General features: G+C 65.2%; 17 protein-coding genes. 7 read left to right on the top strand and 10 right to left on the bottom strand.

The window, feature by feature from the left end; translation table 11 throughout:
• Positions 1-87: 87 nt before the first annotated feature.
• The 6 genes from exbB to BT179_RS05105 all read left to right on the top strand — a co-directional run bounded on the left by exbB (position 88) and on the right by BT179_RS05105 (position 6,923).
• Positions 88-1,068, top strand: coding sequence for a tonB-system energizer ExbB (exbB, locus tag BT179_RS05130; protein ID WP_072430965.1), 981 nt, complete (start codon positions 88-90; stop codon positions 1,066-1,068).
• A gap of 6 nt (positions 1,069-1,074) precedes the next feature.
• Positions 1,075-1,503, top strand: coding sequence for a TonB system transport protein ExbD (gene exbD, locus BT179_RS05125; RefSeq protein ID WP_072390758.1), 429 nt, complete (start codon positions 1,075-1,077; stop codon positions 1,501-1,503).
• Positions 1,500-2,255, top strand: coding sequence for an energy transducer TonB family protein (locus BT179_RS05120; RefSeq protein WP_072390761.1), 756 nt, complete (start codon positions 1,500-1,502; stop codon positions 2,253-2,255). The genes exbD and BT179_RS05120 overlap by 4 nt, the downstream gene beginning before the upstream one ends.
• Before the next feature lie 183 nt (positions 2,256-2,438).
• Positions 2,439-3,359: a hydrogen peroxide-inducible genes activator gene (locus BT179_RS05115; protein ID WP_072390764.1), complete on the top strand. Its 921-nt coding sequence runs from the start codon at positions 2,439-2,441 to the stop codon at positions 3,357-3,359.
• Between the two features lie 9 nt (positions 3,360-3,368).
• The gene (gene recG / locus BT179_RS05110) at positions 3,369-5,444 is read left to right on the top strand and encodes an ATP-dependent DNA helicase RecG (RefSeq protein WP_072390767.1); all 2,076 of its coding nucleotides are present in this window, start codon (positions 3,369-3,371) and stop codon (positions 5,442-5,444) included.
• A 78-nt stretch (positions 5,445-5,522) separates the two neighbouring features.
• Complete coding sequence (locus BT179_RS05105; protein WP_072430966.1) at positions 5,523-6,923, top strand: aminoacyl-tRNA deacylase and HDOD domain-containing protein; 1,401 nt, start codon at positions 5,523-5,525, stop codon at positions 6,921-6,923.
• A gap of 82 nt (positions 6,924-7,005) precedes the next feature.
• Here BT179_RS05105 and BT179_RS05100 read toward each other — a convergent pair whose 3' ends face one another.
• Positions 7,006-7,389, bottom strand: coding sequence for a helicase (locus BT179_RS05100; protein ID WP_072430967.1), 384 nt, complete (start codon positions 7,387-7,389; stop codon positions 7,006-7,008).
• Positions 7,390-7,852: 463 nt separating this feature from the next.
• Between BT179_RS05100 and BT179_RS05095 the strand changes: the two genes are divergently transcribed.
• Positions 7,853-8,227 (top strand): DUF6124 family protein, encoded by a 375-nt coding sequence (locus tag BT179_RS05095; protein WP_072430968.1) that lies wholly within the window; start codon positions 7,853-7,855, stop codon positions 8,225-8,227.
• A 659-nt stretch (positions 8,228-8,886) separates the two neighbouring features.
• Here the strand turns inward: BT179_RS05095 and tagQ are convergent.
• The 9 genes from tagQ to BT179_RS05045 form a co-directional block, all read right to left on the bottom strand.
• The gene (tagQ, locus tag BT179_RS05085; RefSeq protein ID WP_072430970.1) at positions 8,887-9,825 is read right to left on the bottom strand and encodes a type VI secretion system-associated lipoprotein TagQ; all 939 of its coding nucleotides are present in this window, start codon (positions 9,823-9,825) and stop codon (positions 8,887-8,889) included.
• 84 nt (positions 9,826-9,909) lie between these two features.
• Complete coding sequence (locus BT179_RS05080; RefSeq protein ID WP_371264377.1) at positions 9,910-11,613, bottom strand: formylglycine-generating enzyme family protein; 1,704 nt, start codon at positions 11,611-11,613, stop codon at positions 9,910-9,912.
• 16 nt (positions 11,614-11,629) lie between these two features.
• On the bottom strand, positions 11,630-12,826 hold the full coding sequence (locus BT179_RS05075; RefSeq protein WP_072430971.1) for an ABC transporter permease: 1,197 nt from the start codon (positions 12,824-12,826) through the stop codon (positions 11,630-11,632).
• Positions 12,826-13,542 (bottom strand): ABC transporter ATP-binding protein, encoded by a 717-nt coding sequence (locus BT179_RS05070; protein ID WP_072390795.1) that lies wholly within the window; start codon positions 13,540-13,542, stop codon positions 12,826-12,828. The genes BT179_RS05075 and BT179_RS05070 overlap by 1 nt, the downstream gene beginning before the upstream one ends.
• Positions 13,542-16,646, bottom strand: a complete 3,105-nt coding sequence (locus BT179_RS05065) for a serine/threonine-protein kinase (RefSeq protein WP_072430972.1) — start codon at positions 16,644-16,646, stop codon at positions 13,542-13,544. Before BT179_RS05065 ends, BT179_RS05070 begins: the two co-directional genes overlap by 1 nt.
• Entirely contained in the window at positions 16,643-17,374 is a 732-nt protein-coding gene (locus tag BT179_RS05060) for a PP2C family protein-serine/threonine phosphatase (protein ID WP_072390801.1), read from the bottom strand. The genes BT179_RS05065 and BT179_RS05060 overlap by 4 nt, the downstream gene beginning before the upstream one ends.
• Positions 17,375-18,028, bottom strand: coding sequence for a type VI secretion system-associated protein TagF (tagF, locus tag BT179_RS05055; RefSeq protein ID WP_072390804.1), 654 nt, complete (start codon positions 18,026-18,028; stop codon positions 17,375-17,377).
• Positions 18,025-21,525, bottom strand: coding sequence for a type VI secretion system membrane subunit TssM (gene tssM, locus BT179_RS05050; protein WP_072430973.1), 3,501 nt, complete (start codon positions 21,523-21,525; stop codon positions 18,025-18,027). The genes tagF and tssM overlap by 4 nt, the downstream gene beginning before the upstream one ends.
• Positions 21,522-22,832, bottom strand: coding sequence for a DotU family type VI secretion system protein (locus BT179_RS05045; RefSeq protein ID WP_072390810.1), 1,311 nt, complete (start codon positions 22,830-22,832; stop codon positions 21,522-21,524). The genes tssM and BT179_RS05045 overlap by 4 nt, the downstream gene beginning before the upstream one ends.
• Positions 22,833-22,834: the final 2 nt, after the last annotated feature.

Here is a 22,834-nt window from a genome sequence, read left to right as displayed (position 1 = left end):
ACTTGCAATAATGCTCGCCACTTTTGTTCTCGGCCCCACGAGGCCTGGAAGAACATCAACCTTCTTTATCTCTCAGGTCCGGCCAGCATGAAACACTCTCTATCCTTCGCTTCGCCAACCCAACGACCTCGCGCCTGGAGCGCCGTGGCTGCGCTGTTGTTCAGCCTGCTGCTGACGCCCGTCGCCGCGTTCGCCGATGCGCAGACGCCCGCTACGGCTGCCCCAGCCACCGCGCCTGCCACCCAGGCACCTGCCGATGCGGCCGCTCCGGCTGCAACGCCGGTGGCCACCGAGCCGGCCCAGGCCGTCGAAGCCACACCGACCGACGCGCCTGAAGTGCTTGAAGCCGACAACACCCTGGGCATGGCCCATGACCTGTCCCCATGGGGCATGTACCAGAACGCCGACGTCATCGTGAAGGCCGTGATGATCGGCCTGGCCATCGCCTCGATCATCACCTGGACCATCTGGATCGCCAAGGGCTTCGAGCTGCTGGGAGCCAAGCGTCGCCTGCGCGGTGAGATCGCCGCCCTGAAAAAAGCCACCACCCTCAAGGAAGCCAGCGCCACTGCGGCGAAGGAAGGCACCCTCGCCAACCTGCTGGTGCACGATGCGCTCGAAGAGATGCGCCTGTCGGCCAACAGCCGCGAGAAGGAAGGCATCAAGGAACGCGTGAGCTTCCGCCTCGAGCGCCTGGTGGCCGCCTGCGGTCGCAACATGAGCAGCGGCACCGGCGTACTCGCCACCATCGGTTCCACCGCGCCGTTCGTGGGCCTGTTCGGTACCGTGTGGGGCATCATGAACAGCTTCATCGGCATCGCCAAGACCCAGACCACCAACCTCGCCGTCGTGGCGCCCGGCATCGCCGAAGCCTTGCTGGCGACTGCGCTGGGCCTGGTGGCGGCGATCCCCGCCGTGGTCATCTATAACGTTTTCGCCCGCTCCATTGCCGGCTACAAGGCCCAGGTGTCCGACGCGTCGGCCGAGGTGCTGCTGCTGGTCAGCCGCGACCTCGACCACCTGCCGCCTGAGCGCAGCTCGCAACCGCACATGGTGAAAGTGGGGTAATCGGCCATGGGCCTGCATTTGAAAGAAGGCGCAGACGACGATCTGGCCGAGAACCACGAAATCAACGTCACCCCATTCATCGATGTGATGCTGGTGCTGTTGATCATCTTCATGGTGGCGGCCCCGCTGGCCACCGTGGACATCAAGGTCGACCTTCCGGCGTCGACGGCCAAGCCCTCGCCCCGGCCTGAGAAACCGATGTTCCTGAGCGTCAAGGCCGACCAGCGCCTGTTCCTGGGCGAAGAGGAGGTCAAGGCCGAGAACCTCGGCGCGGCCCTCGATGCCAAGACCCAGGGCAAGAAGGACACGACGATCTTCTTCCAAGCCGATAAAGGCGTGGACTACGGCGACCTGATGAGCGTGATGGATGCCCTGCGCGGCGCCGGCTACTTGAAGGTCGGTCTGGTCGGCTTAGAGACGGCGCCCAAGAAATGATCACGACGCGCCAAAAGCTGACGCGTTACAGCGGTAGCCTGGCCGTGGTGCTGGGCGTGCATGCGCTCGCCATCGCGCTGGCGCTGAACTGGACGACACGGCCCCCCATCGAACTGCCGCCCCAGGCGATGATGGTGGAGCTGGCACCGGTTCCCGCCCCGCCACCGCCGGCGCCGCCTAAAGTCGTCACGCCGCCGAAACCGCCGGAGCCGGTCGAAGAGCTGCCGTTGCCCAAACTCGCCGAAGCGCCGAAGGCGGAAATCGCCGTGCCCAAGCCGGTCAAGCCCAAGCCCAAGCCTCAACCGCCCAAGCCCAAGCCCGTGGAGAAAAAGCCGGAGCCGCCGAAGGAACAGCCCTCGGAGCAGAAGCCCAGCGACGCCCAGCCGACCCAGGCACCGACGGAAAAATCCGCGCAGCCGGCCCCTGGCCCTTCGCCCGCACAGTTGGCGGCCAAGGCCAGTTGGCAAGGTACCTTGCTGGCCCACCTGGGCAAGTACAAAAAGTACCCGGCCAGCGCACAAGCGCGGGGCAAGGAAGGCTTGAACCGCCTGCGGTTCGTGGTGGACGCCGAAGGCAACGTGTTGTCCTTCGAACTGGTAGGCAAGTCGGGCAACGCCGATCTGGACCGGGCCACCCTGGAAATGATCCGCCGCGCCCAGCCACTGCCCAAGCCCCCGGCGGACATGCTGACCAACGGCTCCATCGAAATCGTTGCGCCGTTCGTGTATTCCATCGACAAGCGCAGGCGCTGATATTTGCAAGCCCCTGTTACAGGGGCTTGTGACCTTGTGGCGGGGGATTTATCCCCTCGCCACAGGTTGTTTCTTTCGCCACCGCCCCCTATTGCCCGGTGTCACACCGCACCTTCAGTCTGATAACGTGCGTCTATCGATTGCAGCCGGTATGCTTGGCTCGCAACTTCATGGATGCTCGCTATGACCCTCACAGAATTACGCTACATCGTGACCCTCGCCCAAGAGCAGCATTTCGGCCATGCGGCCGAGCGTTGCCACGTCAGCCAGCCGACCTTGTCGGTGGGCGTGAAGAAGCTTGAAGACGAACTCGGTGTGCTGATTTTCGAGCGCAGCAAAAGCGCCGTGCGCCTGACCCCGGTAGGCGAAGGCATCGTTGCCCAGGCCCAGAAGGTCCTTGAGCAGGCCCAGGGCATCCGCGAACTGGCCCAGGCCGGCAAGAACCAGCTCACCGCTCCGCTGAAGGTCGGCGCGATCTACACGGTGGGTCCGTACCTGTTCCCGCACCTGATTCCACAGCTGCACCGGGTCGCCCCGCAGATGCCGCTGTACATCGAAGAAAACTTCACCCATGTGCTGCGCGACAAACTGCGCAACGGCGAGCTGGACGCGATCATCATCGCCCTGCCGTTCAACGAAGCCGACGTGCTGACCCTGCCGCTCTACGACGAGCCGTTCTACGTCCTGATGCCGGCCCAGCACCCCTGGACCCAGAAAAAGACCATCGACGCCGCCCTGCTCAACGACAAGAGCCTGTTGCTGCTGGGCGAAGGCCATTGCTTCCGCGACCAGGTGCTCGAGGCCTGCCCGACCCTGACCAAGGGCAGCGAAGGCGCCAAGCACACCACGGTGGAGTCCAGCTCCCTGGAGACCATTCGCCACATGGTCGCCTCGGGCCTGGGGATTTCGATCCTGCCGCTGTCGGCGGTGGACAGCCATCACTATGCCCCCGGCGTGATCGAAGTCCGCCCGATGACCGCCCCCGTGCCGTTCCGCACCGTCGCCATTGCCTGGCGCGCCAGCTTCCCGCGACCCAAGGCCATCGAGATCCTCGCTGATTCGATCCGCCTGTGTTCCGTGGCCAAGCCGCCGTCCGCCAAGTAAGCCGCTGCCATGACTGAGCTGTCCAAAGTACCGGTCACGGCACTCAAGGGTGTAGGCGAGGCCATGGCCGAGAAACTGGCCAGGGTCGGGCTGGAAAACCTCCAGGACGTGTTGTTCCACCTGCCGTTGCGTTACCAGGACCGTACCCGCGTGGTGCCCATCGGCCACTTGCGCCCGGGGCAGGACGCGGTGATCGAAGGCACCGTCAGCGGCGCCGATGTGGTCATGGGCCGGCGCCGCAGCCTGGTGGTGCGCCTGCAGGACGGCACCGGCGGGCTCAGCCTGCGCTTCTATCATTTCAGCAATGCCCAGAAGGAAGGCCTCAAGCGTGGCACTCGCGTGCGCTGCTACGGCGAGGCGCGGCCTGGCGCTTCCGGGCTGGAAATCTATCACCCGGAATACCGCGCCATCACCGGCGACGAGCCGCCTCCGGTAGATGAGACCCTGACCCCGGTCTATCCCCTCACCGAAGGCCTGACCCAACAGCGCCTGCGTCAGCTCTGCCAGCAGGCCCTGACCCTGCTCGGCCCCAGCAGCCTGCCGGACTGGCTGCCCACGGAGCTGGCCCGGGACTACCAACTGGCGCCGCTGGCCGATGCGATCCGCTATCTGCATCACCCACCCGCCGATGCCGATGTCGAGGAGCTTGCCCTCGGTCATCACTGGGCCCAGCACCGCCTGGCTTTCGAAGAGTTGCTGACGCATCAACTGTCCCAGCAGCGCCTGAGGGAAAGCCTGCGCTCGTTGCGCGCCCCGGCGATGCCCAAGGCCAGGGATCTGCCGGCACGCTACCTCGCCAACCTCGGCTTCACCCCCACGGGCGCCCAGCAACGGGTGGGCAACGAGATTGCCTACGACCTGAGCCAGCCCGAGCCGATGCTGCGGCTGATCCAGGGCGACGTGGGCGCCGGCAAGACCGTGGTCGCCGCCCTCGCCGCCCTGCAAGCCCTGGAAGCGGGGTATCAGGTAGCGCTGATGGCGCCCACCGAGATCCTCGCCGAACAGCATTTCATCACCTTCCAGCGCTGGCTCGAACCGCTGGGCATCGAAGTCGCCTGGCTGGCCGGCAAGCTCAAGGGCAAGAACCGCACCGCCGCCCTGGCGCAGATCGCCGAAGGCGCGCCGATGGTGGTGGGCACCCATGCGCTGTTCCAGGACGAAGTGCAGTTCAAGAACCTGGCTCTGGTGATCATCGACGAACAGCATCGCTTCGGCGTGCAACAGCGCCTGGCCCTGCGGCAGAAAGGCGTGGGCGGACGCATGTGCCCGCATCAGTTGATCATGACCGCCACACCGATCCCCCGCACCCTGGCCATGAGCGCCTACGCCGATCTCGACACCTCGATCCTCGACGAACTGCCGCCGGGGCGAACGCCGGTCAACACCGTGCTGGTCACCGACACCCGCCGGGTGGAAGTGATCGAGCGCGTGCGCAGCGCCTGCGCCGAAGGGCGTCAGGCCTATTGGGTGTGCACGTTGATCGAAGAGTCCGAAGAGCTGACCTGCCAGGCGGCGCAGAGCACCTATGAAGACCTCACCGCCGCCCTCGGCGAGTTGAAGGTCGGGTTGATCCACGGGCGCATGAAGCCCGCCGAGAAGGCCGCCGTCATGGCCGAATTCAAGGCCGGAGCCTTGCAGTTGCTGGTCGCCACCACGGTCATCGAAGTGGGGGTGGACGTACCGAACGCCAGCCTGATGATCATCGAGAACCCCGAGCGCCTGGGCCTTGCACAGTTGCACCAGCTACGCGGCCGGGTCGGTCGAGGCAGCGCCGCCAGCCATTGCGTCCTGCTCTATCACCCGCCGCTGTCCCAGATCGGCCGCCAGCGCCTGGGTATCATGCGCGAAACGAACGACGGTTTCGTCATCGCCGAAAAAGACCTTGAACTGCGCGGCCCCGGTGAAATGCTCGGCACGCGCCAGACCGGTCTGCTTCAATTCAAGGTAGCCGACCTGATGCGTGACGCCGATCTGCTCCCTGCGGTACGCGACGCAGCCCAGGCTCTGCTGGAGCGCTGGCCGGACCACGTCAGCCCGTTGCTGGATCGCTGGCTGCGTCATGGGCAGCAATACGGCCAAGTGTGAGCAGTCTCTCAGTTTCCGGGCGCGTCCGCCGGGCAAGCTGGTTATACTGCTCAACTTGTTGGAAAACGGATACAGACCATGACTGACGCTGCTCTCGCCCCAGAAATCCCGCATGCTCCGTCTGTTATTCGGCTGCTGCTCGAGAAATCAGGCATCGCCTTCGACGAAGTTCTCGAACGACCGGGCCTGAACCCTGCCCGCAAGGTGCAGGCCGTTCTGCTGCACGATGCCGTCGGCGCACTCATGGTGCTGTTTCCCCAAAGCCAGTTGCTGGATCTCAATCGCCTGGCCGAGCTCACCGGCCGCAAGCTCACGGCGGTGCCGACCGAAAAGCTGGAGCGCATGCTCGGCAAACACAGCCTGAACATGTTGCCAGGCCTGCCCGCGCTCACCAGCTCCCCGTGCCTGTATGAAGAAAGCCTGCTGCGCGAGCCGATGCTGCTGATCAACTCGGGCGAGCCGGGGGTGTTGCTGGAAGTGACCAGCGAGGCCTTCAAGAGCATGCTCACCAAGGCCAGCGCCGCCACATTCGGCGAAGCCTTGAGCAATATCACCCCCAACCTGGACCGTCCCCACGACGACCGCGCGGAAATCACCCAGGCGGTACAGGCCTTCACGGCCCGGCGCATCCAGCAACGGCTGGAAGAAACCATCGAGATTCCGCCGCTGGCCGAGACCGCTCAGAAAATCATCAAGCTGCGGGTCGATCCGGACGCCACCATCGATGACATCACCGGCGTCGTCGAAACCGACCCGGCCCTGGCCGCGCAAGTGGTGAGCTGGGCCGCCTCACCCTACTACGCCTCGCCGGGCAAGATCCGTTCGGTGGAAGACGCCATCGTCCGGGTGCTGGGCTTCGACCTGGTGATCAACCTGGCGCTGGGCCTGGCCCTGGGCAAGACCCTGAGCCTGCCCAAGGACCATCCGCAACACACCACGCCGTACTGGCAACAATCGATCTACACCGCCGCCGTCATCGAAGGCCTGACCCGCGCCATGCCTCGCGCCCAGCGCCCGGAAGGCGGCCTGACGTACCTCTCCGGCCTGCTGCACAACTTCGGCTACCTGCTGCTTGCCCACGTCTTTCCACCGCACTTCTCGTTGATGTGCCGGCACCTGGAAGTCAACCCGCACCTGTGCCACAGCTATGTCGAGCAGCACCTGCTGGGCATCAGCCGCGAGCAGATCGGTTCATGGCTGATGCGCTACTGGGACATGCCCGACGAACTGGCCACCGCCCTGCGCTTCCAGCACGATCCGCATTACGACGGCGAATACGCCGCCTACCCGAACCTGGTCTGCCTGGCGGTGCGTCTGCTGCGCGCCCGGGGCATCGGCTCGGGTCCCGACGAGGAAATCCCCGACGCCCTGCTCGAACGCGTGGGCCTGGCGCGAGAGAAAGCCAACGACGTGGTCAGCAAAGTGCTTGAAGCTGAAGTGTTGCTGCGGGAACTGGCATCGCAGTTCAGCCACGGCTGAGTAGACTCACCTGGCTTGTGCAGGTCAGTGAAGCTCTTGTGGCGAGGGGATTTATCCCCTCGCCACAAGTATCCGCAGCACCTCAGACCTTGGACTTGGCCTTCTTCGGCTTCAAGTACCGGGTCAACCCCTGAAACCAGATCACCAGCGCCGGGTTGCCCTTGATCTGGATGGACTTGTCCTGGATACCGCTCATGAACGCCAGTTGCTTGTTCTTGGCCTGCATCGTGGCCAAGCCGTAGGCAGCGTCCTTGAAGGCAATGGCGAACGCTGGAGTTGGGTGGGTGCCGGACTGGCTGGTGATGCGCTGGTTTTTCACGGTGAAATGCCGGGCGACCTTGCCATCCAGAGTCTGCAGCTGGAACACCAGGTCCTTGTCGCCCAGTTGCTGCTGAAACGCCGGGTTGGTCCGGCTGGCCTTGCCCATCAACAACCCCAGCATCCACAGCAGGAAACGAAATTTCATCGGCACGGCCTCGTAAGAAAGATGAATGGCCGGGGCAGTTTAGCGATTCTTTGGCGGAACGCCATCATCGTGACGCTTTAGCGGAAGATGAGCAGTATTTCCTGCATGATGACTGCCAAGTCACGTTTTCCCAGCATGACCGTTTCCCTTCAGCTCCCTCGGAGATTTCCTTCAAAACGCCGGGCTGTCCATGAACTAGGCAGGGCTTCCGAGCGCCGCTAACCTCTGTTCGTCATCGCAAAAAAACGGTGACACGGACGTGCAAGTCCGTCTCAGGTCGCATTCGTTTATGGCTATTCGTCGAGCATTTTTCTATGCTCGCGGACTGTTATGGCGGCTGCGCGTGGGAGATCTTCGGATCTGCCGGGTTCCTGAGACCGGTCTTGCACACCTGCGCACAGCTGCCACCACTTTCGAAGTGCAATCGAAGGGTGTCGGCTCCATCACTCTCAGGATATTCACTATGTTCAAGGTCACCCCTAATCCACCGCCAAGCGGTCACATGTCCCGCGTCGATGCCCTCGAAGAAAAAAAGCTCGAAGACGCCGCCACCCGCGCCCTCGACTACTACCTCAAACCCCACCCCTCCTCATCTCCCGCACCCGATAAAAACCAGCTGTTCATCGTTGCCCCTCATATCGACACCGAAACCCTGCTGGCCAACGCCTCCGAAGACCTGCAATCGATCAGCACCATCGCCGCCGAACTGGCCGACGACGTCGACGACTCCCGCCGCAGCATAGCCTTGGCCATCAGCCGCATGGCCGATGGGGTTCAGTTGCTGGTCGAGCGGGCATTGGATGATCTGGAAACCCGAGAGACGGTGCAGAACGCCTAGATGTAAAGCCTTGCAATGAGGCAAACCGCGGCGACGCCATCGCGAGCAGGCTCGCTCCCACAATTGGACCGACGCATGGCCGGACGAGATAGGTCGGCTGTCAGGCCGCCTCGCTTTGGCTTTGGCTTTGGCTTTGGCTTTTGATCTTAGGCGCCCCATTAACCACAAGGGCCGAACGCAGGCATTGTGGAGTGGGCATCCCGGCATGGATGCCGGGATAGCCGCGCTGGGCCATGGATGGCCCTTCGCGGCGGGCCCACGGAGCAATGCCTTCGTTCGGGAACACCTCGCCTTGGCGAGGTGCCCAGTGGTGGGGCGAAGCCTTTTTGGTTACTTTTGGGGCATTTGCCAAAAGTAACCCGCCGTAAGGGCGGAACCATAAGCAGCCGTTACCGCAGCAATGGATATGCACACGGTCAACAAAATCCCCGCCAACTGCCAGGCAGCCATCGCGAGCAAGCTCGCTCTCACAAGGGAATCGGGGATAACGCGGATACTGCGACCAGCACAAAACAACTGTGGGAGCGAGCTTGCTCGCGATGGCGGCGGGTCAGTCAACATGAATGCCAACTGAACGGACGCTATCGCGAGCAAACTCGCTCCCACAGCTTTAACGCAGCGATCACTCCCCGAGGGAATGATCAGCAGCCCTCACTCAATCAAACGTTCGGGCAAGGCACCGGTGCCCAGTCGCCCAGGTCCGGGTTCTTGCACATGCTGTTGACCTGGGTGGTGCCGGCGCTGGCCACCTGCTTGCTTTCATCCTGCTTGGCCTTGGCGGTCTGCAGGGTCTTCTCGGTGGTCACCGCCTCTTTCGGCACGGTTGGCAGCACTGGCGGCTTTTTCGCAGGCTTCACGGGTTTCTTGGTCTTGGTGGTGGTCGCCACGACCGGGGTGGTCTCGGCGGTCGCCACGGTCACGACGTCGGTGCGCTGCACGCCCACTTGCTGCAGGTCTTTTTCATAGGCCTGGGTGTAGTTGTTCAGGTCTTCCGAAGCCTTGCCGTTGACCGCGACGATCAGGTCGTTGGACTCTTTCAGGCCGGCGACGATTTCTGCCAGGCGCTTGCGGCCCTCGGTGTCGTTGACGGTCTTGGCCTTGCGGTCGGCAACCAGTTTGGTGAACGCGCTCTGGTAGCACTGCTGCGAAGCCTTGGCGTACGCGGTGCTGCGGTCGATGTCGGTAACGCTTTTGTTGACGTCGGCGGCATAGGAAGCGATGCGCTGGTTGTCATCAGCGATCTGCTTCTGGCGCTCGGTGTAGTAACCGGCGGCGCCGCCCGCCAGGGCACCGCCCGCCGCACCGATGGCGGCGTTGCGGCCACGGTCTTCCTTGTCGGCGGTCAGGGCGCCCAGCAGCGCACCACCGACGGCACCGACAGCGGCACCGGTGATGACCGACTTGGTCATGTTCCCCTCAGTGGCCCGCAGGTGCTGCACCGGCTCGTAGCAGTTGGGGTAGTACTCGACCTTGGTGCTCGATGCGACCTTGGACGTCGGCGACGTCGCGCAGCCGGTCAGGACGGTGCTGAAGCCGACCGCGACCATCAGCAAATGACGCTTGGAAACCGAAGCAAAAGGTTTACGGGAGAAAAGCATAGTTGTGTTCTCTTTTAAGTTTTGACCAGCTCAGCACGGCCCAACGCCGCCTGAGTCCCTTCCAAGCTCGCTGACAACGGGCGGTCATGATCGTTGACCGCTCGATGCGAGCAATTCCTTCAATATCGCCGCCGGATCGGCTCGTTTTTGCTGACGATAGTCACCGACATGGCGAACGAACAACGTTGCGCGCGCCACCAGGCTCTTGCCCAGCACCGGCTTGCGCTCCAATTCCTCCTTGATGCGTTGAAACTGCGCCTGGATCACGGCATCGGTGTAGCGCGTGCCCGTGGCGAGGTTGTCGATGTAGATCGCCACCGCGCCGTCCAGCGCGCTGCGGCCGTTGTCGATGGCCGTGGCGAACAGCTGGGCGCTGGCTTCGTCCTTGGCCTCCACGGCCGCCTCGCGACTGCGCTGCAGATTGGTCAGGCGAATGTTGTAGTTGTTGACGGTCTCGGCCACCAGGGCCGCGGACTGGATCAGATTGCCGGCCGCTTCCTCACGCTGCTGGGCGATGAGCGACACGTTGCGCTTGAGCTCTTCATTGACCAGCCCCAGCTCGGCCTGCAGGCGTGGATCGACGCTGGCGGCGATGATGCTGTCCAGGCGCTTGGTGGGATCCTGGGCGTCGTCGATGGCATCGGTCAGGGACGCGAGGCGGCCCTCTTTCTGCCACTGGGCGAACAGTTCCTTGTAGCGTGAGCGCGGTGCCGACAAGGCCCCCACGGCCACCCGGAAACCGGTGGTTTCGTTGCTTTGCTCGGTACCGTCAGCGGCGAACAGCGGGTACTCGCGGCGCATGCCGGTGAACAGCGTGCCCTCGCCTTCCAGGTAATTGCCGCCCTTGACCACAAAGCCGCCATACGCCCCCTGGCGACGTCCGGAATGCACCAGCTGGAAGGACTCCTGAACCATTTCCGCCGCGTTGCCGATCACGTCGAACAGACCGACAGGGTTCGGCAGTTTGGTGCCGATGGGCATCAAGCGTGCGGCCTGGCCGGTGCCGCCGGCCACCTGGTTGAACACCGCCCAGTCAGCCAATGGGCCATCGCCTTCGCTGCCTTCGACCCGCCGGGGGAACAGCCGCCCTTCCAGATCCTGGCGGCTGACGGCTTGCCCGCCCCGGGCGGCGAATTCCCATTCCACTTCGGTGGGCAGGCGCACGAAGCCCAACCCGCCGTCTTCGGCGGACGTACCGCGGCCGCTCACCGGCAACAGGTCCTTGTGGTATTTCATCAGCCAGGCGCTGTAAACGGCCGAGAAACGCTCAGCCTCGAATTTCGACAATTTCACCTTGGGCAGGCGCCCGGCCATGCCCTGGGGAAGCTCGGCCAGCAAAGCCTCACAGGCCGGTGCCGGTTCGCCGCTGGCCAGGGACTGTGCCTGGGCCATCACCTGGGCGTATTGCCGGGCCGTGACTTCGTACTTGCCGATGAAGTACAGCATCGGCTTGAGCGGGGTCTGGGCATCGGTCTTGGGCATCAACGGCGTGATGGTCTTGTTCCACTCCTTGGGCAGGTCCTTGAGGGTGAACTGGCCGTTGATGAAGTCGCGCCGGTAACCGGAAATGAACGACTGCTGGTAGCCGGCCTCACCCTCGCTGAACGGATAGCCCAGGCTGATCTCGCGGTCGTCCAGGGTGCCCTGGGCGAGGATGTAGACGTAGCGGAACACCATCTGCCCCTCGCACGGCAGCGGCAGGCTCACGTCGTCGGGCAACGGCTTGGGGTTGTCCAGCTTGTCGGTGCCTTCATCGGCACACACAAGGCCGGCCAGGCTCAGCGCCATGGCGGCGCCCAATAGCTTATACATCGCGGATTCCTTCAGAGGCCTGGATGCGCGCCACCCGCCAGCCGCCGCACGCCGCCGCCAAGGCACTGGTGCCGAGCACGGCCACCAGGGCCAGGATGTAGTGACGCACCAGCAGATGGCTGGCGTACTCGCCCGGCATCTGCGCAAACAGATAATTGAGGCCCGACTGCGCCAGGCCATACAGGCCGGCGCTGAGCAAGGCCGCAAACGTGGCACTGTAGAGCGCCTGCAGCACCACGAACAACAACAGCGCCGCGGTGGAGACTCCCAGCAGGCGCAGCACCGACAGCTCCCGACGCTTGCGCTCGACCGCCGCCAGCGCTCCGGCGAAGATCGCCGCGAATGCCCCGGCCAGGGCCAAGCCGGCGATGATCCAGAACACGATCGACAGATTGCGACTCAGCGATTGCACTTGTGCGATGGCCTGGGCCTGGGTGGCCACCAGCAGGTTCTGCGCGGCGAAGTACTGACGCAGCGGCTCCACGTCGCCGAGGCTGCGGGCATACAGGCGGAATGCCGGGTACACCCGCTGCTCGGCCACGCCCACCGCATCGCCGGGCCAGCCGAACGCGGCTACGGCACGACCGTCGCGGTAGTCCTCGGCCGCCTCCAGCAAGGCCAGTGGCGCAAACAGGCCATCCCGGGCAAAGGCCTCCAGGGGCAGCACGTGCAGCACCTGGACCCGCGTGCGCTGCGCCTCGCTGCGACCGGCCACCTGCCGGCCGAAACTGGCCTGCAACCAATCACCCGCCCTGGCACCGAGCTTCTCGGCCGCGGTCTGGCTGAGCACCACCTGGTCCAGTCCTTGTGGCAGCGGCAGGCGCTCCAGCAAGGGATCGTTGGCGGCGGTGGGTATCATCTCGACGGTGACGCCCGCCGTGGCACTGCTCAAGTCCGCCGTGGCGGCGATCTGCCGGGTTCGCGGCAAGGCAAAGGCCACGTCACCGCGCTGGCTCAATTGTTCGATGAAAGCGGCGCTGAACCGGCCACCGCCCAGAGGGATGATTTCCCGGGTGGCCGGATCGTTCTGCAGGCGTTCGGTCAGGCTGGTGACCAGGCCGAACTTGAGGCCGAACAGCACCAGCAACGGCGCCACCACGGCCACCAGCGCCAGCACCGAGCACGCCGACAGCCAGGCATCGTTGCGGTAATCCTGCCAGGCCAGGGAAGCCACCAGCGCGCCGCGCATCAGCAAGCCTCCCCGAGGGTGGCGGTCACGCCGCCGTCCGTGTCGCGACGGCAACTGATACGCCGTACCTGCAGACCGCTGGCCCGGGCCAAGGCTTCGTCGTGGGTGGCGACGACACAGCACACGCCGCTGTCACGGGCCTGGGACACCAGCAACTGCATGACTCGCTCTGCGTTCAAGGGGTCGAGGGCAGCGGTCGGTTCGTCCGCCAACAACAGGCGCGGGCCGTGGGCCAGGGCGCGCGCGCAACTGACCCGCTGGCGCTGGCCCACGGAGAGGTCCGCCGGCTTCTTGTCCAGTTGGTCGGCTATGTCCAATTTTTCGGCCAGGCGCGTCACGCTGCCGTCATCCTTCAAGCCCAGCAGTTTGCGCGATAACTCGATGTTGCCGCGTACGTTCAGGAAGCCCAGCAGGCCACCGGTCTGCAGAACATAGCCCAGGTGACGACTGCGCAGCTCAGCCAAGGTGTCCTGTTGCGACCCACGCCACAGTTTGCCGATATCCAGCGACATATTGCCGGGCGCGAAGTCGAACTGCCCGGCCTGGTCCGGCGCCAGCACCAGCGCCAGCAAGTCCAGCAACGTGCTTTTGCCGCAGCCACTGGGACCGACCACCGCCAATTGTTCACCGGCACGCAGGTGCAGCCTCCCAATTACCAGGCTGTAGCGCTGGCTGCCGGTGCCCCGGCTCTTGTGCACGGCGTTCAGGGTCAGCATCACGGCAGCGTCGACAGCGGAACACGGTACAAGGCATCGCCAGGCTCGGCATCGCCGAACCGTACCCAGTTCGCCAGGTCGTTGTGGAAGGTCTCGTAGAGGCGGATCTTGGAATCCAGCTCATCGATGAAATCTTCCTGCTCGGCCACGCTCAACGACAGCCACAGATCCTGGGTCATGTTCAGCGACTTGCTGCGGTACGGCAGCCCTTCCAGGTACTCGCCGAGGATCCCGCCATCGGCCAGGTTGCCACCCTTGCGCAAGGCCGACGGGTCGCGGCTCATGTAGGCACTGGCGCTGGCGATTTCCTGGAAGAAGTCCTTGGGCGAACGCTGGGTCTTGCGAGCCGCGTCGACGATCAGCTTCAGCGACTGCTGCAGGTCGTTGAGTTGCAGCTTGGTCAGCATCACGCAGACCTGGAACGCCGGCAGCGCCGGATTGGTCAGGTCGCGGTCAGCGGTCCAGGCGCTGACCAGCTGTGGCGCCTGGCTGGCGGCCTTGCGGCCCAGGAAATCCATGTGCATCGCATAGCCCACCGCTGCCGACTTGTCGGCCAGGCTCGGCGCGGCACTCAACATCGGTACGCTTTGCGGCTTGTTGCTGCGCACCTGGTGCACCAGGTCGGCGAACACCGAACCGATCTCGTCCACGCGCTCGCCGAACTTGCGCACATCGGCTCCAGGCACGGGGATGTACAGGTCGCCGATCTGCGGGTTGGCGTCGGCCGTCAGGATGCGGTACTGGCTCTGGGCGCCGGCGTGGGTTTTCTTGCCGGCGTCGCTGAGCAGGTGCAGGGCGTAGATCTTGATCTGCTTGCCCAGAGCCGCCTGGCGCACTTCGGCCTCGTTCATCTGGGTGGCGGCGAACGGGTCGTTCTTGCGCAAGGCACCGGCGTCGGTGACCAACAGGATCAGGCGCCCGCCGTAGCCGGACCAGTCCATGCCTTCCACCGCTTCCATGACACCGGCAAACGCGTCCTCGTTGAACGAATGGCTCGATACCGTGGAAGCCTTGACCTGCCGCGCCAGATCCATGAAACGTTGCGGGTCGCGCCCCTGCTCCAGGGTGATGAGGGTCTTGGCGACGTATTCCAGGCCCGGGGTCTTCTTGACGCTGCTGCGGAAACCCACCATGCCGAAGCTGACGCTGTCCAGCTCGCCCCGTTCGGCGATACGGGTCTGCAGTTGATGGACCACGTCGCGAACCTGGTCGATGTAGGGCTGCATGGACACGGTGGTGTCCACCACCAGCACCACGGCGGTACGGAACGCATCGGCGTTGGCCGTGGTGATCGGGGTGTTGGTCGAGGCGCGGGGCGTGTTGCCCGGGTCGATGGAGGCCACGTTCAACAACTGCACCGGCTGGCCGTTTTCATCGAAGCTCTCGCGGGAATCGAAGATCGGCAACAGGTAGAACTGATTCTGCGGCACCGCGCTGGCGGCCGGTTCCAGGGCCAACACTTGCTGGTTGTCCTCGCGGTTCTGCTGGGCCTTGAGCAGGACGTTCCTGGCGTTCATCGGGTTCGCCAGCAGCTTCTCCACTTCACCGGGCTGACGCAGGAACATGACCGGCGCGCGGCCCGAACGCTCGGTGAACTTGAGCACCAGGCTCTGCTTCCAGTCGCTGACCTGGGCGGCCGGCAGCCAGCCATCGCTGCGTCCGTCCGTGGCGGCGCCCACCCGTACCCACGGACTGCCATCGACGTCCTTGCGCTGGTAGACATACAACACGGAAAACGCCGGCAGCGCCTTGCCCGGCGCGGCACCCGGCTCATCGACCAGGGTCGCGCCCGGCTTGCTCAGTACCCGCTGGAACAGGGTTTTCTTGCCAGCCATCAACAACGGCCGCTGGCCGCCATCGGCCTGGTTCGCCACGGGCGGATTCACTGGGGGCGTCACGGGAGGCTGGGCCGGTGAGGCATCGGGGGCTTTCGCCGGTGGCACGTCGGGGGTCTTGGCCGGCGGTTTCGTGGCCGATGAACCGGAAGCAAGCGGCGGCTTGCTGGCCTGGCCGCTGTCGCCGGACAGCCACCAATAACCCGCGCCGCCCAATGCCAGCGCCACGGCCACCGCCACGGCGGCCAGGGCGAATACCGGGGTCTTGCGCGGTGGCGAAACCGCCGGTCGCGACGGGCTCACCGGCGGTGGAACCGGCCTGGCCTGGGGTTGAGCCTGGGACGAGGGCGGCACCGGGCCGCTCGGGATGTCAATGGACATCGGCGTCAGGCCGGCCAGGTCATCCCCCACAGGCTTCGTCGACACCGGCAGCGGCAAAGGCCGGATCAGGGTCGCGTCGGACTCCGGCGGCAGGTTGTCCAGGGCCCGCAGCAAGGCGGCCGCATCCGGGAAGCGCTCCGCCGGATCCTTCGCCAGCAGCTTGCGCAGCACGTCCTGGTACCGGCCGTGATGCACCGGCAGTTCCGGCAGCGGTTCGGTCAGGTGGGCCAGTGCCGTGGACAGCGCGTCGTTGCCGGTATAGGGCAGTTTGCCGACGAGGATTTCATACAGCACCACGCCCAGGGCATACAGGTCGGCGCGGCCGTCGATGTCCTGTCCGCGAGCCTGTTCCGGGCTCATGTAGCTGGGCGTGCCCACGGCGAAACCGGCCTGGGTGAACTGGGTGCGGTCGTCCAGTGACTTGGCGATGCCGAAGTCCGAGAGCACCGCCGTGCCGTCGGCGCGGAACAGGATGTTGGCCGGCTTGACGTCGCGGTGTACCAGGCCCAGCCCATGGGCATAGCCCAGCGCGGAAGCGATCTGGCGGATATAGGCCAGCCCCTGCTCCGGCGAAAGGCCGGCGGCGATGCGCTCCTTGAGCGTGCCGTTGGGCAGGTACTCCATCGCCATGTAATACAGCTCACCGACGTTGCCGATGTCATGGATGGTGACCGTGTGAGGGTGCGACAGGCGGGCCAGGGTCTTGCCTTCGCGCAGGAAGCGCTCGCAGAACGTCGGGTCGGCGGCCAGTGCCGCGGCCATGACTTTCAATGCCACCTTGCGTTCCAGGGATCGCTGGGTCGCCAGGTAGACACTCGCCATGGCGCCTTCGCCGATCTCCCCTTCGATGTCGTAGCCGGGGATCTGGATATTCAACACGGAACTCATGACGGCACCTTCACGACCACCACGGTGATATTGTCCGGCGCACCGCGCATCAGGCCCAGGGACACCAGGCTGCTGGCAATTTCGCCGGGGTCGTCGTGGTTCAGCACTTCGCGGATCTCATCGTCCTCGACGGTCTTGGTCAGCCCGTCGCTGCACAGCAGGTAACTGTCGCCGGGCACCAGCAGCAGTTCGACCAGCGCCAGCTTCAACTGCGCCTCGACCCCGATGGCCCGGGTGACCACGTTGGCCCGGGGATGGACCCGGGCTTCGGCTTCGCTGAGCAGGCCACTGTCCTGCAGGTCCTGGACGTAGCTGTGGTCCCGGGAGATGCCTTCGAGCACCCCGTCGCGCAGGCGATACAAGCGGCTGTCACCGGCCCACAGGCACATGCCGCGCAGGTCTCGGGTGGCCAGTACCACGACGGTGCTGCCCATCATGGTGACGCCGCGGTTGGCGGTTTCTTCGCGCACGGCGGCGTTGACCCGCAGCAGATCGCTCTGCAGCGCCGCGACGTATTCATCCAGGGAGCGGCCCACGGCAATGGATCGCAGACTGTCGACGATCAGGCTGCTGACGTAATCGCCCGCGGCGTGCCCGCCCATGCCATCGGCCACCACCCAGAGGCCGTTTTCCGGCAGGTCCAGGCAGGCGTCTTCATTGACCTGGCGGACCATGCCGACATGGCTCTTGCTTGCAGACTTGAATGCTTTCCCAGCACTTGGACGCATCTACACAACACCTTCTTGGCCGAGCAAAAATTGCGCGAAATCGGCGGCAGCCGGCAGGCCCCGACACCGCATCAAACCGGGCGCGATGCGCTCCGAACCCTGCCCCCACCACAGGCTTGTGCCTTCGCAGGCCGACTCGGCGAGCGCGGTCATGCGCGCCTGTGGGTCGGTGGCATCGAAGCGATGCAGGCTGGCGAACTGGCTGCTCGGCAGGCGCGTTCGATACGCAGGGCTGCCCAGGCTTTCCAGCTCCGTGCCGAAAGCCTCGAAACTGGCCTCCACGTTCAGGGTGCTCAACAGCAGGTTTTCCACCCGCTCGAACCACTCGTCCGCACCACCCACCACCGACGCCGGATCGGCGTCGGGTTCCAGCAGCACCGCCACCGTCAAGGGGAAATAGCGGCCGACCCGGTCGATGCTGGGCATCACCACGCCCACGGCCGCCTCCGGCCCGCATACGCCCGGCGCGACCATGAAGCGCCACAGCGGGCTGACCAGATAGGCGTCCAGCCAGCGCTCGCCAAGGCTGGTCTGGCTGGCGAGCAGCCCCGCCGCCAGCCAGGAGTCCCACGGGGCGATGAAGCTCTGGGGCAAGCCACGGCTGACGAAGTCCCCCCGGCTGGCCAACTTTCCATAGAAGCCCGGTGTACTCATAGCCGCTCCGGCAGGCTGAAGCCGCTCAGTACCCGGCTCTTGAACGGGTTGAAGGCACTGTTGGCCCGCAGCTCGTAGGAGGCGCTGGCGCCATCGACCCGCAGCCGCAGGTTGAAGCGGTCCGGCGAGTTGCCAGCCGTCAGGTCCGATTGTTCCAGCAGGCGGAACCAGGCCCACGGACCGTCCAGGGTGATGCCGGAACGGCCGCTGGACGATGGCGGCATGATGGAAATCCGTACCACGCCGATGCTGCCGGGGTTGGGCCATTGCATGGCGGTCGGCCGGCTCGGACCGTGGTCGTAGCTCAGCTGTTGACCGTCGAGGTCCAGCAGGAACTGGGTGATGGTGGAATCCATCGCCACTGGCTTGAGCTCGAAACGCACCATCGGTTGCGTGCCGCCGGAACGGAAGAACGCATCGCGGATGGTGGCCGCGCGCTGGAAGGTCTGCAGCACGCCGGGGGCGATGCCGAGCTTCTGGGCGGCGCCCGGTTGCCAGCGCCAGGTCGGCGTCGATGTGTCGACGTAGGGCTGCAGGTATTTGCGGAAGTAATTGTCCATCACCCCGCCCACCCCGAAGAACTGGCCGAAGTCATCCAGGGTCGCATCCCGCGCGCTGCCCGGCGACATGGGGTAACGCCCCGCCAGGGACTGGCGATAGATGTTCACCACTTCGCTGGTCCAGGCGGCGTTCAGTTGATTGCGTACCCCGCCCATCATGCTGTTGGTGGTGGAGTTGACCACCGACTTGACCAGCCCTTGCACCAGCGGCGGCTGGCGCTCGGCGTTCAGGCTGACACGGGTGGCCGCAGCGGCGGCCTGGTTCTTGGCTTCACCGAGCAGCGCGTCGCCGCTGGCACCGACCATGGCGCTGACCTGCACGTACAGGGCGTTCATGTCGGCCAACAGGCCATCGATGGCCGCCGGCTCGCCATCCGTCTTGCTGACGATGCTGTTGAGCTCGGCGAAGTGCGCGGTCACTGGATCGTCGCTTTGCGCCGGTGCGCTCTGGGTCGCCTGTTCCTGGCCCAGCAGGCTGCCCAGGCGTTCCTTGAGTTTGTCGACACCCCCCTCCGTGGGCACGCCCTGGGCGGCCAGCTGGCGCTCTTGCTGTTGCAGATCGGTTTCCTTCGCCACGGCCACCAGCAGTTTTTTCAGGGGCGACGTCGGACCGGAAATCACCCGCAACACGTCGGCGGCCTGGGCCACGCTGGTGATGGGCACGAAGTCGATATCGGCCAGCAGCGCGTCCCATTGCCGCTGGTAGTCCTCGAAGTACAGGCGACGCACATCGGCGGCCAGGCTGGCGACGTTCTGCTGGTCGGCCTGCTCAAAGCCCAGCACCCACTGCTCTTCGGCCAGGGTGCCGGTCTGGCTCAGGCTGGCGAGCAGGAAGCCCTGGCGATAACCCTTGACGGTGAAGAACCCGCTCAACGGCTCGCCCAGCGGCTTGCCGCTCTTGCGACTGAACACCAGCGCGGCGTCGCGCCCGGCGGCTTCGTTGATGCGGAAGTCGGGTACGCCGTCGGGCAGTTTCTGCCGCTTGATCCGGTCGTAGACACGCTGGGCCACCGGCAGTTGTTGCAATTGCCGACGCAGGTCGTCGATCAGCCGCGGGTCCAGGCGCGCGGTCGGCGGACGGCGCTCGAACAACGCCTGCAGATGCTCGCCCAAGGCCAGGCGCTGCTCGGCCGGCAGGTCTCGCGGCAGGCTGCGATCCCAGTCCAAGGCGACCCAGGCCTTGATGAAATCGGCATCGTAGTGCTCGTTGTCGGCGAGCATCAGGTAGGCCTTCAAGCCCTCATAGAGGAAGTCCGAATTGCCGCCGCTGTGCAGTTGCTCTTCGATGCGCGTCAGCAGGCGCGGGGCGAACACCGCGATCAGCAGCTTGCGGTAGACGCTGCCGGACTCGGCTTCGAGCATGTCGCCCTGGTACAGGCCCAGGCCTTCGGCCCAGCTCGGGGCGTCGTCGGCCAGATGTTTCACGGCGTTGAGCAATGGCAGCACCGCCAGCACATCGCGCTGCGCCGGGCTGAGGTTCTGCACCGTCTGGCCCAGCGGCGCGACCTTCTGGTCGACCTGGGCGATATAGGCCTGGTTGGCGCGATAACTGACCCACCACAAGGTGCCGACCACCAGCACCAGCACCACGGTGCTAGCCAGCACGCCCCGGGCGATCCACTTGCGCCGGCGCTCGACCTTGGGGTCGACGCCCACCAGCCCACGCTCGGCGAAGGCCACGGCGGTGAAGAGCTTCTCGATGAAGTAACTGCGCCCGGTACCGGTCTGGCGCGCCAGATGCTGGCGGTCCAGGTTCATGCTCTGGGCCATGGAGCCGATCAGTCGATCGATCGGGCTGCCTTCCTGGGTACCGCTGGTGAAATACACCCCACGCAGCAACACGCGCTCTTCGAAAGCATTGGGCTTGAACACCCCTTCGAGGAAGCTTTGCAGGCAATCCTTCAGGGCGCCGAACTGTTGCGGGAAGCCATAGATCAGGTCGCGTCGCGCCGGATCGCGCTCCTGCTGCAGGCGCTCTACCAGACGGTCGTTGAGGCGCTGCTCCAGGCCGGCGAATTCGCTTTGCAGGTGGGCCAGCGGGCTGTCGTTGCTCTTGCCATCGTCCAGGGCAAAGGTCATGCCCCAGACCTGGGCGCGTTCTTCCTTGCTCAGGGTGTCGAAAAACTCCATGAACCCCGGCACCAGGTCGAGCTTGGTCAACATGAGGTAGACCGGGAAGCGCACCCCCAGCTGGGTGTACAGCTCCTGGATGCGCAACCGGATCGCCGCGGCATGGGCGGCGCGCTCGGCGTCGCTGCCCAGCAGCAGGTCGGAGAGGCTGATGGCGATGAAGGCACCGTCGATCGGGCGACGGGCGCGCTGCTTTTTCAGCAGGCCCAGAAAGCCCAGCCATGCCGCCTTGTCGACGGTGGCATCGCTGTCCTGGGTGGTATAGCGCCCGGCGGTGTCGAGCAACACGGCCTCGTCGGTGAACCACCAGTCGCAATTGCGCGTGCCACCGACACCGCGCACCGCACCGGCGCCCAGTTGCGCGGCCAACGGGAAATGCAGCCCCGAGTTGACCAGGGCGGTGGTCTTGCCCGAACCCGGCGGGCCGATGATCACGTACCACGGCAGCTCGTAGAGGTTGCGACGCTCGTCGCCCCCAAGCTTGGCTTTCTTGAGCAGCGCCAAGGCTTCGTCCATGCGCTGGCGCAGGGTTTCGAGCTCTTCGGCAGTGGCGATACTGGTGGGGTCAGGCGGCGTTTGCGCGGCCAGGCTGCGCATGACTTCGGCGGCCTGCCGGCGGGCCTGGATGATGCGCAACACCCGATAGGCGATCCACACCGCGAACACCAGGATGATCAATGCCCAACGCCGGCCTTCGGGCACCAGCCAGTCCAGCAGCGGGCCCACGAACCAGATGATCAGGCTCAGGGCGATCAGCCCCAGCAACGGGATGACCCAGCGGATCATAAAACTGAAAAACGCTTTCACTCGACCCCCTCCGCCAAAACTGTGATTTCAACCCGACGATTGCGTGCACGCCCCTCGGTGGTGGCGTTGGACGCCAGCGGCTCGGTGTCGCTGCGGCCTTCGGCGCTGAAGCGCTCGGGTTGACCGGTCTTGGCCGAAAGAATCTGCAGCACCGACTGGGCCCGTGCTTCGGACAGCGCCCAGTTGGACGGGAATCTCAACGTGGCGATCGGTCGGTTGTCGCTGTGGCCGGTGACCAGCACCTGGCCCTTGACCTTGCGCACCGCGTCGGCGATGCGCAGCATCAGCGGCTGGAAATCGTCCTTGATGCTGGCGCTGCCGGAGGCAAACAGTTCGTCGCCGCGGATGGTCACCACCGAACGGTCGACGGCGTCTTCCACGGCGATCCGACCGGCCCTGATTTCATCGGCCAGGAAACCGGCCAGGCGTGGGCGCTCGATGACTTTGGGCTGCACCACGGGTCGGTCGATGGCCTGCACCGGGATCTCCCCCAGGGCATGGATATTCTTGAACACCGGCTCGGCATCGGAGGCCAGTTTCATGCGCAGGCCGAACAGCAGCGCCAGCAAAAGGGCCGCGCCGATGGCCACGGCGATCCATGGCGGCATGAATTGCGCCAGGCGATCCCGGCCCACGGTGACGCCGCGCCAGTGCGGCGACAGCTCGCGCTCGTAGTCGCCACGGGCGCTGCGGATTACCGCGCTGGTGCGTTCGCGCAAGGCTTCCAACTGGCTGCGACCGTCGTTCATCACTCGGTAGCGTCCCTCGAACCCCAGGCACATGCACAGGTACAGAAGCTCCAGCAGGTACAGGCGCTCCCGTGGGCTTTGCAGGCAATGCTCCAGCAACTGGAAGACCTTTTCGCCGCCCCAGGCTTCGTTATGCACAGTGATCAACAGGCTTTGCTTGCCCCAATCGCTGGTGCCGCCCCAAGGCGTACTCAACACGGCTTCGTCCAGGGCGGTGCACAAGGCGTAGCGGGCCAGGAGCACATCGTTGCGCACCACGCCGGCGGCTTCGGCGCGTTCCTCGAACTGCCGCAGGTAGGCCAGCAACTGCGCCCGCAGGCTGGCCGGCGCCGGGTGCGCGATGGTGTTGCGCAGGCGCGTCAGCAACGCCAGCAAGGGGCCGGCGGCGCTTTCCAGCGGATTGAGACCCTGGGCCTTGCCGGTCAGGACCGGCGCGGCCGGCACCGACAGCGGTGTCGACGCGGGTGCCGGTGCGGGGCGGCCCGCCTCCGGACGGAAGGGATCGGCGCCACGCCCACCGGGCGTCGGCATGAACTGGGTACGATCGTCGTTGCTCATCG

This window comes from Pseudomonas sp. NFACC43, assembly GCF_900119645.1.
Lineage (GTDB): Bacteria > Pseudomonadota > Gammaproteobacteria > Pseudomonadales > Pseudomonadaceae > Aquipseudomonas.
Note: the sequence above shows the minus strand (reverse complement) of the source record. Positions and strands in the feature narration are given on the sequence as shown.

What these genes read in the sequence shown, in the direction of transcription:
- exbB (WP_072430965.1), top strand. Translation starts at nt 88, where the DNA reads ATGAAACACTCTCTATCCTTCGCTTCGCCAACCCAACGACCTCGCGCC.
- exbD (WP_072390758.1), top strand. Translation starts at nt 1,075, where the DNA reads ATGGGCCTGCATTTGAAAGAAGGCGCAGACGACGATCTGGCCGAGAAC.
- BT179_RS05120 (WP_072390761.1), top strand. Translation starts at nt 1,500, where the DNA reads ATGATCACGACGCGCCAAAAGCTGACGCGTTACAGCGGTAGCCTGGCC.
- BT179_RS05115 (WP_072390764.1), top strand. Translation starts at nt 2,439, where the DNA reads ATGACCCTCACAGAATTACGCTACATCGTGACCCTCGCCCAAGAGCAG.
- recG (WP_072390767.1), top strand. Translation starts at nt 3,369, where the DNA reads ATGACTGAGCTGTCCAAAGTACCGGTCACGGCACTCAAGGGTGTAGGC.
- BT179_RS05105 (WP_072430966.1), top strand. Translation starts at nt 5,523, where the DNA reads ATGACTGACGCTGCTCTCGCCCCAGAAATCCCGCATGCTCCGTCTGTT.
- BT179_RS05100 (WP_072430967.1), bottom strand. Translation starts at nt 7,389, where the DNA reads ATGAAATTTCGTTTCCTGCTGTGGATGCTGGGGTTGTTGATGGGCAAG.
- BT179_RS05095 (WP_072430968.1), top strand. Translation starts at nt 7,853, where the DNA reads ATGTTCAAGGTCACCCCTAATCCACCGCCAAGCGGTCACATGTCCCGC.
- tagQ (WP_072430970.1), bottom strand. Translation starts at nt 9,825, where the DNA reads ATGCTTTTCTCCCGTAAACCTTTTGCTTCGGTTTCCAAGCGTCATTTG.
- BT179_RS05080 (WP_371264377.1), bottom strand. Translation starts at nt 11,613, where the DNA reads ATGGCGCTGAGCCTGGCCGGCCTTGTGTGTGCCGATGAAGGCACCGAC.
- BT179_RS05075 (WP_072430971.1), bottom strand. Translation starts at nt 12,826, where the DNA reads ATGCGCGGCGCGCTGGTGGCTTCCCTGGCCTGGCAGGATTACCGCAAC.
- BT179_RS05070 (WP_072390795.1), bottom strand. Translation starts at nt 13,542, where the DNA reads ATGCTGACCCTGAACGCCGTGCACAAGAGCCGGGGCACCGGCAGCCAG.
- BT179_RS05065 (WP_072430972.1), bottom strand. Translation starts at nt 16,646, where the DNA reads ATGAGTTCCGTGTTGAATATCCAGATCCCCGGCTACGACATCGAAGGG.
- BT179_RS05060 (WP_072390801.1), bottom strand. Translation starts at nt 17,374, where the DNA reads ATGCGTCCAAGTGCTGGGAAAGCATTCAAGTCTGCAAGCAAGAGCCAT.
- tagF (WP_072390804.1), bottom strand. Translation starts at nt 18,028, where the DNA reads ATGAGTACACCGGGCTTCTATGGAAAGTTGGCCAGCCGGGGGGACTTC.
- BT179_RS05045 (WP_072390810.1), bottom strand. Translation starts at nt 22,832, where the DNA reads ATGAGCAACGACGATCGTACCCAGTTCATGCCGACGCCCGGTGGGCGT.